General features: G+C 61.1%; 13 protein-coding genes. 8 read left to right on the top strand and 5 right to left on the bottom strand.

Annotated features, from left to right (window positions below; all coding sequences use genetic code 11):
* Nucleotides 1–952: porin (locus MESS4_RS13235; RefSeq protein ID WP_036241197.1), on the top strand; the 952-nt coding region annotated here is incomplete at its 5' end.
* Nucleotides 953–1,223: 271 nt separating this feature from the next.
* On the opposite strand, the gene MESS4_RS13230 is transcribed toward MESS4_RS13235, so the two are convergent.
* Together MESS4_RS13230 and MESS4_RS13225 are read right to left on the bottom strand one after the other, a co-directional pair.
* Entirely contained in the window at nucleotides 1,224–1,511 is a 288-nt protein-coding gene (locus tag MESS4_RS13230) for a GIY-YIG nuclease family protein (RefSeq protein ID WP_006331171.1), read from the bottom strand.
* 184 nt (nucleotides 1,512–1,695) lie between these two features.
* Nucleotides 1,696–3,375 carry a tetratricopeptide repeat-containing sulfotransferase family protein gene (locus MESS4_RS13225; RefSeq protein WP_036241191.1) on the bottom strand — a complete coding sequence of 560 codons (1,680 nt, stop codon included), beginning with the start codon at nucleotides 3,373–3,375 and terminating at the stop codon, nucleotides 1,696–1,698.
* A gap of 113 nt (nucleotides 3,376–3,488) precedes the next feature.
* On the opposite strand from MESS4_RS13225, the gene MESS4_RS13220 reads away from it, so the two are divergent.
* A complete protein-coding gene (locus tag MESS4_RS13220; RefSeq protein WP_006331169.1) occupies nucleotides 3,489–4,601 on the top strand; it encodes a pyridoxal phosphate-dependent aminotransferase in 1,113 nt (370 codons plus the stop codon).
* A gap of 287 nt (nucleotides 4,602–4,888) precedes the next feature.
* Here MESS4_RS13220 and MESS4_RS13215 read toward each other — a convergent pair whose 3' ends face one another.
* A complete protein-coding gene (locus tag MESS4_RS13215) occupies nucleotides 4,889–5,461 on the bottom strand; it encodes a MarR family winged helix-turn-helix transcriptional regulator (protein WP_006331168.1) in 573 nt (190 codons plus the stop codon).
* Between the two features lie 113 nt (nucleotides 5,462–5,574).
* On the opposite strand from MESS4_RS13215, the gene MESS4_RS13210 reads away from it, so the two are divergent.
* The 4 genes from MESS4_RS13210 (at nucleotide 5,575) to MESS4_RS13195 (ending at nucleotide 8,322) form a co-directional block, all read left to right on the top strand.
* Nucleotides 5,575–6,225, top strand: coding sequence for a TetR/AcrR family transcriptional regulator (locus MESS4_RS13210; protein ID WP_006331160.1), 651 nt, complete (start codon nucleotides 5,575–5,577; stop codon nucleotides 6,223–6,225).
* A gap of 75 nt (nucleotides 6,226–6,300) precedes the next feature.
* A complete protein-coding gene (locus MESS4_RS13205; protein ID WP_006331158.1) occupies nucleotides 6,301–7,464 on the top strand; it encodes an isovaleryl-CoA dehydrogenase in 1,164 nt (387 codons plus the stop codon).
* 82 nt (nucleotides 7,465–7,546) lie between these two features.
* A complete protein-coding gene (locus MESS4_RS35135) occupies nucleotides 7,547–7,942 on the top strand; it encodes an AbrB/MazE/SpoVT family DNA-binding domain-containing protein (protein WP_006331156.1) in 396 nt (131 codons plus the stop codon).
* Complete coding sequence (locus tag MESS4_RS13195; RefSeq protein WP_006331150.1) at nucleotides 7,939–8,322, top strand: type II toxin-antitoxin system VapC family toxin; 384 nt, start codon at nucleotides 7,939–7,941, stop codon at nucleotides 8,320–8,322. The genes MESS4_RS35135 and MESS4_RS13195 overlap by 4 nt, the downstream gene beginning before the upstream one ends.
* An 82-nt stretch (nucleotides 8,323–8,404) precedes the next feature.
* On the opposite strand, the gene MESS4_RS13190 is transcribed toward MESS4_RS13195, so the two are convergent.
* Nucleotides 8,405–8,773 carry a type II toxin-antitoxin system HicB family antitoxin gene (locus tag MESS4_RS13190; protein ID WP_006331148.1) on the bottom strand — a complete coding sequence of 123 codons (369 nt, stop codon included), beginning with the start codon at nucleotides 8,771–8,773 and terminating at the stop codon, nucleotides 8,405–8,407.
* Nucleotides 8,770–9,024: a type II toxin-antitoxin system HicA family toxin gene (locus MESS4_RS13185; protein ID WP_006331134.1), complete on the bottom strand. Its 255-nt coding sequence runs from the start codon at nucleotides 9,022–9,024 to the stop codon at nucleotides 8,770–8,772. Before MESS4_RS13185 ends, MESS4_RS13190 begins: the two co-directional genes overlap by 4 nt.
* Before the next feature lie 110 nt (nucleotides 9,025–9,134).
* Between MESS4_RS13185 and MESS4_RS13180 the strand changes: the two genes are divergently transcribed.
* Both MESS4_RS13180 and MESS4_RS13175 read left to right on the top strand, forming a co-directional pair.
* A complete protein-coding gene (locus MESS4_RS13180) occupies nucleotides 9,135–10,742 on the top strand; it encodes a carboxyl transferase domain-containing protein (RefSeq protein ID WP_006331132.1) in 1,608 nt (535 codons plus the stop codon).
* 107 nt (nucleotides 10,743–10,849) lie between these two features.
* Nucleotides 10,850–11,224 carry a hypothetical protein gene (locus tag MESS4_RS13175; protein ID WP_006331130.1) on the top strand — a complete coding sequence of 125 codons (375 nt, stop codon included), beginning with the start codon at nucleotides 10,850–10,852 and terminating at the stop codon, nucleotides 11,222–11,224.
* Nucleotides 11,225–11,380: the final 156 nt, after the last annotated feature.

Genomic DNA, 11,380 nt, shown 5'->3' with positions numbered 1-11,380 from the left:
GGGTGATTCCGGCTCCTTCGATGGCGTCAATCACGTTCCGGACCGCATGGGCGACGGCGACAACGACACCTACTACAAGAACACCCGCTTCACGCTGAAGACCTGGACCGGCCAGGAAACCGAACTCGGCACGTTGAAGACCTACACCGAAACCCGCTTCAACTTCGGCAACAGCAGCAACGATTATTCCGACCAGACGGCTGACAATGCTGACAATTGGCAGGCCCGTAACAAGGACGTCACGCTGAACTTCGCCTGGATCCAGCTCGGTGGCCTGCGCGTCGGTAAGGACGAATCGGCCTTCGATACGTTCATCGGCTACGCCGGCAACGTCATCCAGGATACGCTGGTTCCCTATGGCGGCTTCGACACCAACGTCGTGCAGTATTACTTCGACGCCGGCAACGGCTTCTCCGCCGTGGTCTCGCTCGAAGAGGGTTACGGCGACTACTCGATCGACAGCTATGTTCCGCATGTCGTCGGCGGCGTGAAGTGGACGCAGGGCTGGGGCGCCGTCACCGGCGTCGTTGCCTACGACAGCAACTATGAAGAAGTGGCCGGCAAGGTCCGCCTCGACGTGAATGCGACCAACGAATTGTCGCTGTTCATCATGGGCGGTTACGGAAGCGACGACAACTACCAGGACTTCTTTGTCGACACTGGCGGCCGCGGCATGTACAAGCAATGGAGTGGCAACTGGGCAGTGTGGGGCGGCGGCACCTACAAGTTCAACGAGAAGACCTCGTTCAACCTCCAAGCCTCGTATGACGAGGGCAAGAACCTCGGCATCGCCGCGAACGTGGCTTATGACGTTGTTCCCGGCTTCACTGTCACGGCCGAAGTCGATTACCTCAATGCAGGCAAATTCGACGACGACGACTTCTCCAACTGGACCAATGCCGACAAGAAGAGCAGTCTCGGCGGACTCCTCCGCTTCCAGCGCTCGTTCTAGTAGATATCGCTTCGGCGAAATCGACAACCCGGCGGGCAACCGCCGGGTTTTTTCGTATCATGGCGGCGCGACCGTTGGCGCAGCTGATCCCGGCCACGGCAATTCTCTGCTAGATCGGCCTGCAGCGGCCAATCGCCGACGTCTGCGATTGGCTGCCGACCACCACGCCCTCGTCATCCCAGGGCGGAGCAAGGAGCGAAGCGACGCGGCGCAGACCCTGGGATCCATGCCGTTACCCGGCGGCAGTGCTCCGGCGGATCAGAACCGAACGCTACCACCCCGTTCCGCGAAAAAGCTCGAACCACTCTGGATTGGTCTTCTCGATCAGATCGATCTTCCACTGACGCGGCCAGCGCTTCAGTGATTTCTCGCGTTGAATAGCGTCGGTGATATCAAAATATTCCTCGTACCAGACCAGACGCTGCACGCCGTAACGGTTGGTGAAGCGCGAGCCCTGGCCGGATTTGTGCTCCGGCATGCGGCGGCCGAGATCGTTGGTGACGCCGATGTAGATCGTGCCGCGCTTCTGGCTCGCGGTCATATAGGCATAGCCGGTCATGGTTGAAGGGTAGCTGGTGCCGTTGCGGACGCAAGCCGTTCTGGGCCGCTGCATTCTTCGGCGGATGTAGCGGCATGGATCCCAGGGTCTCCGCGACGTCGCTTCGCTCCTTGCTCCGCCCTAGGATGACGAAGGCATAGCAGTAAGCAGAGTCCCGCGGTCCACGCGATTTGGAACTGCCGATTCAAATTTCAGCAAGATCGCCCAACGACTGTATCAGCGGCTGAATTTCGTTTTCATAATTCTTCCAGCGCTTGACGGAGGATTTGTAAATCGGTTGACGCACCTGCCAGCGGCTGGGCGTGTTGACCGAACCATCCCTGTCGAAAAAGCGAAGGCAGGCGTCGTCCCAAGGCAGCCCAAGATAATCCATGAGGCGGCGCGACTGCGCTTCCTGGTCCTCAACCAGCGCTTCGTAGCGATTTTCGAAGATAAGGCCGGGAAAAACCTCGTTCCAATGCCGCATCAGGCGGTCATATTCGCGATAGTACAGGCCTAGTGTGTGCAAGTCGGTATTGTAGCTGTGTCCCTTGTTGAAGCTGAGGACAAAGCAGGAGACGCAATTGTCGATGGCGTCACGACGGCAATGAATGATGCGGGCGTTGGGGAAGAGAAGGCCGATAAGGCCGATCAGTTCAAAATTGTGTGGCATCTTGTCCATCACGCGAAGTGCAGCAGGCGCCCACTCGCGCAAATAGGACAGATGCTCTTCGGCCAGCGTCCTGGACAGGTCTTCCGTGATCGACATGATTGACTGGTTCAAATCTCCAGCCGACGAGGTCTTGAGGCCGATTGCATTCGCGACCCGCCTTAGTTTGTTGAGCTCCCCTGCGCCATGAACATCGGGATGGCTGGCGCAGATCTGTTCCGTGAGCGTCGTCCCCGAGCGGGGCATGCCAACCACGAACACAGGCACGTCGGAAGGATTTCCGTAGCCGGCCCTGGCAGCTAAAAAGTCCGGCGTGAAGGTTTCAATCAGCGAGTCGATCCAGCGACGATACAGGTCGATATCGAAGCTGTGGCCGGAGGCCTGTTTCGCCTTGTTGAAATGGTCGAATGCCTCACCATAGCGCTTGAGGTCGTTCAGCACCTTGCCGGCAGCGTGATGGAGCTTGTGAGCACCCTCCGGATCGAGCTTCGGATTGCCAAGTTCACGAAGGATGGATTGGAGTTCCTCGGGCTCTTCGGTGAACTTTCGCGTCTGTACAAGGTCGTTGTAGGCAGCCGGCATGTCGATGCGACGTTTGATCGCTTCCTTCAGATAGACAGCGGCTTCATCCATGCGCCCCAGGCTGCTGAGCGCGCTGGCCAGGCCGGTCCGCACCTTGGGATGATCGCGGTTGATCTTCAGTGCCTTCTCATAAAGCGGCAAAGCCATGTCTGGTTTGTCAAACTTGGTGTAAGCGCGCGCCAATCCACAAAGTACGTCGACAAGGCCGGGCTGCAGTTCCAAGGCATACTGCATATGCTTGATTGCCTGCGAATATTCGCTGACCTTCACATAGGCCTCGCCCAGGCTGAGGTGGTAGTAGGGGTTTTCAGGCTCCTCGCCGACCGCCCGAGCGAAATATCGCAAGGCCATCTCATCATCGTAACGCTGGTACAGGGTCCCCAGGATGTACAGGGCGAGCGGATGGTTTGGCGTGCGCGCCAGAACCCGGAGGCATAGGTCCTGGGCCTCGTCGAGTCGATTTTCCTGCTGATGCATGTATGCCTGTTTCAGCAGCGCGTCGTCGGCCTGCGCACGCGATTGAGCGATTCCTTTCTGCACATTCATCATTGGTTTCAGTATCGGCCCCTTCGCTTTCGGCGCGGGTCCGGGTTTGATGTGCTTTGACCAAGCAGGTGGGAGTCGATTGTTCATGCTATCTCGCTAGCAAAAACAGCCGAAGGAATCCAGCATGCCGGTTGCAGCCAAGCTTGCGTGGCCAACTGTGCCGCGCTAGCAAGAAGACCCTTTTTGAACGAGCCTTTGCCATGCGCCAGCGCCCTGCCCTCACGCCGCTCATTGCCGCGCTTCCCTCGACGGTGCCGTTTGTCGGCCCGGAGGCGCAGGAGCGCGACCGCGGCCGGGCGTTTCGCGCCCGCATCGGCGCCAATGAGAGCAGCTTCGGTCCTTCGCCGCGCGTCGTCGTTCGCATGGCCGAGGTCGCCCGCGACATGTGGATGTATTGCGACCCCGACAATTTCGATTTGAAGGTGGCTGTCGCCGTCCATCTCGGCCTGTCGGCCGAGAATGTCGTCATCGGCGAAGGCATAGACGGGCTGCTCAGCCTGGTGGCGCGCATGTATGTGGCACCAGGCGACGCGGTGGTGACCTCGCTCGGCGCCTATCCGACCTTCAACTTCCATATTGCCGGCGTCGGCGGCCGGCTGGTCGCGGTTCCCTACGAGAACGACCGGGAAAGCCTGGACGGCCTGCTGGCGGCGGTACGCAAGGAGAAGGCGCCGCTGGTCTACCTGTCCAACCCGGACAATCCGATGGGAAGCTGGTGGGAGGCGGACGAGCTCATCGCCTTCATCGAAGCGCTGCCCGACACCACCATGCTGGTGCTCGACGAGGCCTATGGCGAGATGGGGCCGGCCTCGGCGCTGCCGCCGATCGATATTTCCCGGCCGAATGTCATCCGCATGCGGACCTTCTCGAAGGCTTACGGGCTGGCCGGCATACGCTGTGGCTATGCGGTGGCCGAGGCCCAGGTGATCCGCGATTTCGAGAAGATCCGCAACCACTACGGCGTCAGCCGCATGGCGCAGATCGCCGGGGTCGAAGCGCTGGGCGATCAGGCCTATCTTGAGAGCGTGGTGGCGCGGGTCGCCTCCGGGCGCCGGCGCATCGCCGGGATAGCCGAGGCGAACGGGCTGAAGCCGCTGCCGTCGGCGACCAATTTCGTCACCATCGACTGCCGCGGCGACGGCGCCTTCGCACTGAAAGTGCTGCAGGCGCTGTTGTCGCGCGACGTATTCATCCGCAAGCCGATGGCGCCACGGCTCGACCGCTGCATAAGGGTCAGCGTCGGCCTCGACCATGAGCTCGACATTTTCGCCGAAGAGCTGCCGGGCGCGCTGGCGGCGGCACGGGGAAACTAGCGCGCGCCTTGGTCCGAGGCGGAACGACGCGTAGAGCGTCGTGGTAGTGCAGAATCTTGATGCTGGCGGGACAGCGCCCCCCTCTGTCCTGCCGGACATCTCCCCCACTTGGGGGGAGATCGGACGTCGCCGCCGATTTCGCCAATCGCCAACGTCGCAAGAAGAATGCCGCCGGGCGAGGCTGCCAATCTCCCTCCTTGTGGGGGAGATGTCCGGCAGGACAGAGGGGGGCGCAAAGGATCGCTACAGAGGCCTTACTCTGCACCGCCGCGTTCTTCGGCAACTGCTTAGCTTTGGAGTGACGAAGGAAGACACTCCCCGCCGAGCAGGCGCATGACCTTTCTCAACGCGTCCGAAAGTTCGGCGGCTTCGTCGCCGGCGAGACCGGCGGTCAAACGGCTGAGATCACGATCGGCCGCCGCCTGAAGTCCGGCAAGCGCAGCGTTTCCCCGGGTGTTCAGGGCGAGGATGCGCCGGCGCCGGTCGTGCGGGTCGACGCGCATTTCGGTCAGCCCGGCGGCGGCGAATTTTCTGAGGATCCGCGTGACATAAGCGGGATCGAGCCGAAGTTCGGCTGCGATCCCGGACGCCGCCGCTCCGAGATCGAGACGGAAGGCCCGCGCAAGAAAACCTGCTTCGCCGCCGGAAGCGGTGGCCGCCGCGCCCGCCCGGAGTTCGAACAGCACCCGCGCTTCGGTCAGCGTATGTGCGCTCTGCGTCAAGGTCTCGTCGAGCAGCCCGACCAGGCTGGTGTAAAACCTGTTGAAGCAGCGGATGTCCGCGACCAGGGCATTCCGTTCGATCGGCATGCTGACGTCCTCTCGCAGGAAATATCCGCGCCACTTGATCACCATCGCCATTTTAGTTGACCAAGTCAATTATTTATAGGACCAAGTCACCAATATAATGAAGCGGCATTACTCTTGAATTAATTGAACGTTTGTTTTATTATCGTGCACTCGATGAGGCGACCATGGCGCGCACGACCGGTTCCGATGGAGAGAAGACCGAGGCGGCTGTCCGCGAGGCGGCAGCCGGCCTGATCGCGCGCTACGGCTATGAAGCGATGTCGATGCGCCGGCTCGCGGCCGAGGTCGGCGTCCAGGCCGCGGCCCTCTATCGCTATTTTCCGACCAAGGAAGACCTGCTGTTCACGCTGATGCGCGAGCACATGGAGGGGCTGATCGCAGCGTGGGAGATGGCACGCCCCGCAAGTGCCGGCCCAGAGGCGCGGCTCGCCGCCTATGTCCGAAACCACATTGCCTTCCATATCGAGCGCCGCCATTCCACGCATGTTTCGAACATGGAATTGCGCAGCCTCTCGCACGACCGACTGACGCGGATCCTGCGGATGCGCACAGCCTACGAGAAGGAGTTGCGCGCCATCTTGCGCGACGGCGCGGAGGCTGGCGTCTTCAGTATCGAAGACACCGGGCTGACCGCCATGGCGCTGATCCAGATGATGACCGGCGTCATCGTCTGGTTCCGGCCAGGCGAGCGGCTGTCGGTCGCTGAAGTCACGGCGACATATCTTTCAATGACAATGCGCCTGGTTGGCGCGAGGATCGACATCGGCATACCTACAGCGCCGCGCGTCCCCGCGGACGCGCAAAGGGCGCTGTAGCACTTTGATTTTGCGCATGATCGTTTCCGAAAATCGATTCCGATTTTCGGGGGATCGGGCGGCGGGAGGAACAGCATGTACACGCACACGCTCGACTTCGGACTTGACGAGGACATCGAGGCGCTGCGCGACCTGGTGCGGCGCTTCGCACAGGACAGGATCGCGCCGATCGCCGCCGATATCGACCGCTCGAACGAATTCCCGTCGCATCTGTGGGCCGAGATGGGGGCGCTCGGTCTGCTCGGCATCACCGCCGATCCGGATTTCGGCGGCACCGGCATGGGCTATCTCGCTCATGTGGTGGCGGTAGAGGAGATTTCCCGCGCCTCGGCCTCGGTCGGCCTCTCCTACGGCGCCCATTCCAACCTCTGCGTCAACCAGATCAATCGCTGGGCAAAGCCGGCGCAGAAGGAGAAGTACCTGCCTGCGCTGTGCTCGGGCGAAAAGGTCGGCGCGCTGGCGATGTCGGAATCCGGCGCCGGCTCCGACGTCGTGTCGCTTCGGCTGCGCGCCGAAAAGCGCAACGACCGCTATGTGCTCAACGGCACAAAGATGTGGATCACCAACGGGCCGGACGCCGAGACGCTGGTGGTCTATGCCAAGACCGATCCGGAACGCCACTCGCGCGGCATCACCGCCTTCATCGTCGAGAAGGCTTTTGCCGGCTTTTCGGTGGCGCAGAAGCTGGACAAGCTCGGCATGCGCGGCTCCAGCACCGGCGAGCTGGTGTTCGAGAATGTCGAAGTGCCGTTCGACAATGTGCTGCATGAGGAAGGACGCGGCGTCGAAGTGCTGATGTCGGGCCTCGACTATGAACGCACGGTGCTCGCCGGCGGGCCGATCGGGCTGATGGCGGCCTGCCTCGATGTGGCGATCCCTTACGTCCACGAACGCAAGCAGTTCGGCCAGCCGATCGGCGAGTTCCAGCTGGTGCAAGGCAAGCTGGCCGACATGTATACGGTGATGAACGCCGCCCGCGCCTATGTCTATGCCGTCGCCGCCGCTTGCGACCGCGGCCAGACGACGCGCAAGGACGCCGCCGGCTGCGTGCTGTTTGCCGCTGAGAAAGCGACGCAGATGGCGCTCGACGCCATCCAGCTGCTGGGCGGCAACGGCTATATCAACGACTATCCGACCGGCCGCCTGCTGCGCGACGCCAAGCTCTACGAGATCGGTGCCGGCACCAGCGAAATCCGCCGCTGGCTGATTGGACGGGAGATCATGGCGGAGAACCTCTAGTGGCAATCGTGTGGAGATTGCCAGAAGAGGCAATATATGCCATATTTCGGAAAGATGTCAGATTTTTTGAGCAAGGCAGATCATGGTGAACGGGACGAGAAAGATTGGGTTTGGCGAAAATCCGCAGGCTCAGTTCGATGCCGGCGCTCGGAAGACACCGCTTCGGGTTCCAGCAAAACGCGAGCGCGTCAAACTTGGCGAAGGCGGACGCTTCGTTATTCCCGCTGCGATGCGCGAGGAAATGGGCGTGAAGCCTGGCGAGGATTTGATCCTTCATGTCGAGAACGGCGAGTTGCGGGTCAGGTCGTGGCTTCAGAATCTGAGGCGCGTCCAGGCGGAATTGGCGGCGCTGAAAAAGCCAGGCGAAAGCGTCGTCGACGAATTTCTCAAGGAACGGCGAGAGGAACAGCTTCGAAGCGATAAGCGTTTGGATCGACTTCACGCCGAAGGGACGACGACGAGAAAGCGGGCGAAATGAAACCCTACGTCATGGACAGTTCGGCCGCGCTTGCGATCCTACTCAATGAGAAGGGCACCGATATCGCCTTGGAATTCGCGCCGGATGCGCAATGCAGTTCGGTAAATGCTGCCGAAATCATCGCCAAACTGATCGACAGGGGACGCAGCATGGAGGAGGCCGCCGACGACCTCGCGAGCCTCGGCATGCCGGTCACCGTTTTCGACGAAGCGATGGGCATCGCCGCCGGGCAGCTTCGCGAACTGACGCGGCATCGCGGCCTGTCGCTGGGCGACCGGGCCTGCCTGGCGCTGGCAATTCGCGAAAAAGCCATTGCCGTCACCGCCGATCGCGATTGGGGCGACCTGGATGTCGGCTGCAAGATCGAACTGATCCGGTAACACCATGCCAATCCTCGCCTCGCAGATCTCGCTCGCTTCCGACAGCTGCCGTCAAAGTAGCAGGAACTCCAAATCCACCACACTAGTGTGCGCGGGTTCTGACCTTCGTCGAACCGTCATCGACACGCTTCTGGGCGACCTCAGCGAGCGTATCGGAAATCCATTGATTGACGGATTTGCCGTCGTTGGCGGCTGCCTTGCTCAACAATGCGTGGATTTCTGGCGTGGTCCGCAAGGCCAGCTTGCCCGAATAGGGTTTCTGCGGCTCCGTGCCTCGTTCCTTGCAAAAGGCAAGATAGTCATCGACGCTATCATGAAAAGCCTTCACCAACTCGTCGGCACTTTCGGCCTCGAACGTTACGATGTCTCGAATGCCAAGGACGCGGCCATGAAACACCATGTCCTCGTCGTTGAACTCGAGCGACCCGGAATATCCCTTGTAAAGTCTCATGGTCTTATCCCAACATTCGTCAGAAATTCGCGGATGTCCCTGATCGCCCAGCGCTTGGTGTCTGGCGATGGATGTGGACGATGAAGAAACAATGTCTGGCCGGCGATAGTGAACCTGACCCGAGAACCGCTTCCCTCGGTCATCTCCGCTTCGAGTGCAACGAGCAACGCCTCGACATCTCGCCATTTGATCGAGCCACTGATCGGGTTCGCAAAAATGGCTTCCAGTGTTTGCCTGTGTTTTCCACGCATGATGACCTCCATGGATAGTGACCCGACCGGGATCGCCGTTGGCGGTCGCACGTCATGCGCGACGAATTTCAAATTTGATAGCAAAATATGATATCACTTCAGGTTTGTCAATGACCACCCTCACCTCCCAGATCTCCCCTTCCTCCGACACGTTCCGCGCCAATGCCGAGCGCATGCGGGCGCTGGTCGCCGACATTGCGGACAAGGCTGCCGCCGTCGAGCGCGGCGGTTCGGATGAAGCGCGTGAGCGGCATGTTTCGCGGGGCAAGCTTCTTCCGCGCGAGCGCCTGGCGCAATTGCTCGACACAGACTCGCCCTTTCTCGAGATCGGCCAGTTCGCGGCATGGTCGATGTATGGCGAGGAGATTTCCTCGGCCGGTCTCATCGCCGGCATCGGCCGCGTCGAAGGCACCGAAATCATGGTCGTCGTCAACGACGCCACGGTGAAGGGCGGCACCTATTACCCGCTGACCGTGAAGAAGCATCTGCGCGCGCAGGAGATCGCGCTGCAGAACAAACTGCCTTGCGTCTATCTGGTCGACAGCGGCGGCGCCAACCTGCCCAACCAGGACGAGGTGTTTCCCGACCGCGAGCATTTCGGCCGCATCTTCTACAACCAGGCCAACATGTCGGCTTCGGGCATTCCGCAGATCGCCTGCGTCATGGGTTCATGCACGGCGGGCGGCGCCTATGTGCCGGCAATGTCGGACGAGACGATCATGGTGCGCAACCAGGCGACCATCTTCCTCGGCGGCCCGCCGCTGGTGAAGGCCGCCACCGGCGAGGATGTCACCGCCGAGGAGCTTGGCGGCGCCGATGTGCACACAAGGCTTTCCGGCGTCGCCGACCACTATGCGCTGGACGACGAGCATGCGCTGGCCATTTGCCGGCGCATCATCAGGAACCTCAATCGAAACAAGACGGTAAGCCTGAAGCTGCAGAAAACGATTCCACCGCTTCATGATCCGCATGAGCTCTACGGCGTCGTGCCGACGGATCTGCGCCAGCCCTATGATGTGCGCGAGGTGATCGCCCGCGTCGTCGACGGCTCCGAGTTCGACGAGTTCAAGCAGAATTACGGCACCACGCTGGTCACCGGCTTTGCCCATCTCCATGGCATGCCGGTCGGCATCATCGCCAACAATGGCGTGCTCTTCTCCGAAAGCGCGCTGAAGGGCGCTCACTTCATCGAGCTCTGCTGCCAACGCAAGATCCCGCTGATCTTCCTGCAGAACATCACCGGTTTCATGGTCGGGAGGAAATACGAGGCTGGCGGCATCGCCAAGGACGGCGCCAAGCTGGTAATGGCGGTCGCCACGGCCCGCGTGCCGAAAGTGACCATGATCATCGGCGGCTCGTTCGGTGCCGGCAATTACGGCATGTGCGGCCGCGCCTATTCGCCCCGCTTCCTGTGGATGTGGCCGAACGCCCGCATTTCGGTGATGGGCGGCGAGCAGGCGGCAACCGTGCTTGCGGTCGTCAAGCGCGAGGGCATCGAGCGCAAGGGCGGGGAATGGACCGCCGAGGAGGAAGCGAAGTTCAAGAAGCCGATCCTGATGAAATACGAGCATGAGGGCCACCCGCTCTATTCCTCCGCCCGCCTCTGGGACGACGGCATCATCGATCCGGCCAGGACGCGCGAGGTGCTGGCGCTCAGCCTGTCCGCCACGCTCAACGCCGAAATCGAGGAGACACGGTTCGGCGTGTTCAGGATGTGAGATGAGCGAAATCCACACCCTTCAGACTCATTTTCAATCATCGAACTGGCCACCGCCAAGAATTGCAGCTATTGCTCTTTGCAAAGACCAATGGGGATTTGGCGAAGATGAGACTGCGACTTCTTCAGAAAACAACTGCGTCGATACTTGCAGCGTTGCTTATATGGGCGGCGCCCGGCGTCGGGGCAGCGCAATCGCTGGCGGGAAGCAAAGGCGACACCCGTTTCCACCCGTATTTGCCACAAAACCAGAAGGATCCGTGTACCAAGACGTACAATGCCTATGTGGCGGCCAGCGGCCATTCAGCCTATGCGACCACCCCATATTCCCGCGTGGTTTCGTTGTACATCATCTGCGGCTCGCGCTTGAATGCGCCTTCGCAGCAAGCTGCCGAAGAACTGGCGCTGAAATCCTGTCAGGCAACCCGCAACAGTTACAAGGTCACGACAGGCGGGGGCTGCGAAATCGCGGCATCGAAGTAGGGCGGTGCGCATCGCCGGTCGACCACTCCCTTGGTAAGGGGGAGGTCCATGATCGTGGACCGCTTGCGAAGCGGTATGCGGCGAGAAGGCTAGCCCGGATATGCCGGCGGGACAGCGCCCCCCTCTGTCCTGCCGGACATCTCCCCCGCTTGGGGC

The sequence above is a fragment of the Mesorhizobium sp. STM 4661 genome (assembly GCF_000359125.1).
GTDB lineage: Bacteria > Pseudomonadota > Alphaproteobacteria > Rhizobiales > Rhizobiaceae > Mesorhizobium.
This window is presented reverse-complemented; position numbering and strand designations above follow the sequence as displayed.

What these genes read in the sequence shown, in the direction of transcription:
- MESS4_RS35135 (WP_006331156.1), top strand. Translation starts at nt 7,547, where the DNA reads ATGGTGAACGGGACGAGAAAGATTGGGTTTGGCGAAAATCCGCAGGCT.
- MESS4_RS13215 (WP_006331168.1), bottom strand. Translation starts at nt 5,461, where the DNA reads ATGGCGATGGTGATCAAGTGGCGCGGATATTTCCTGCGAGAGGACGTC.
- MESS4_RS13230 (WP_006331171.1), bottom strand. Translation starts at nt 1,511, where the DNA reads ATGACCGGCTATGCCTATATGACCGCGAGCCAGAAGCGCGGCACGATC.
- MESS4_RS13175 (WP_006331130.1), top strand. Translation starts at nt 10,850, where the DNA reads ATGAGACTGCGACTTCTTCAGAAAACAACTGCGTCGATACTTGCAGCG.
- MESS4_RS13225 (WP_036241191.1), bottom strand. Translation starts at nt 3,375, where the DNA reads ATGAACAATCGACTCCCACCTGCTTGGTCAAAGCACATCAAACCCGGA.
- MESS4_RS13205 (WP_006331158.1), top strand. Translation starts at nt 6,301, where the DNA reads ATGTACACGCACACGCTCGACTTCGGACTTGACGAGGACATCGAGGCG.
- MESS4_RS13220 (WP_006331169.1), top strand. Translation starts at nt 3,489, where the DNA reads ATGCGCCAGCGCCCTGCCCTCACGCCGCTCATTGCCGCGCTTCCCTCG.
- MESS4_RS13190 (WP_006331148.1), bottom strand. Translation starts at nt 8,773, where the DNA reads ATGAGACTTTACAAGGGATATTCCGGGTCGCTCGAGTTCAACGACGAG.
- MESS4_RS13210 (WP_006331160.1), top strand. Translation starts at nt 5,575, where the DNA reads ATGGCGCGCACGACCGGTTCCGATGGAGAGAAGACCGAGGCGGCTGTC.
- MESS4_RS13185 (WP_006331134.1), bottom strand. Translation starts at nt 9,024, where the DNA reads ATGCGTGGAAAACACAGGCAAACACTGGAAGCCATTTTTGCGAACCCG.
- MESS4_RS13180 (WP_006331132.1), top strand. Translation starts at nt 9,135, where the DNA reads ATGACCACCCTCACCTCCCAGATCTCCCCTTCCTCCGACACGTTCCGC.
- MESS4_RS13195 (WP_006331150.1), top strand. Translation starts at nt 7,939, where the DNA reads ATGAAACCCTACGTCATGGACAGTTCGGCCGCGCTTGCGATCCTACTC.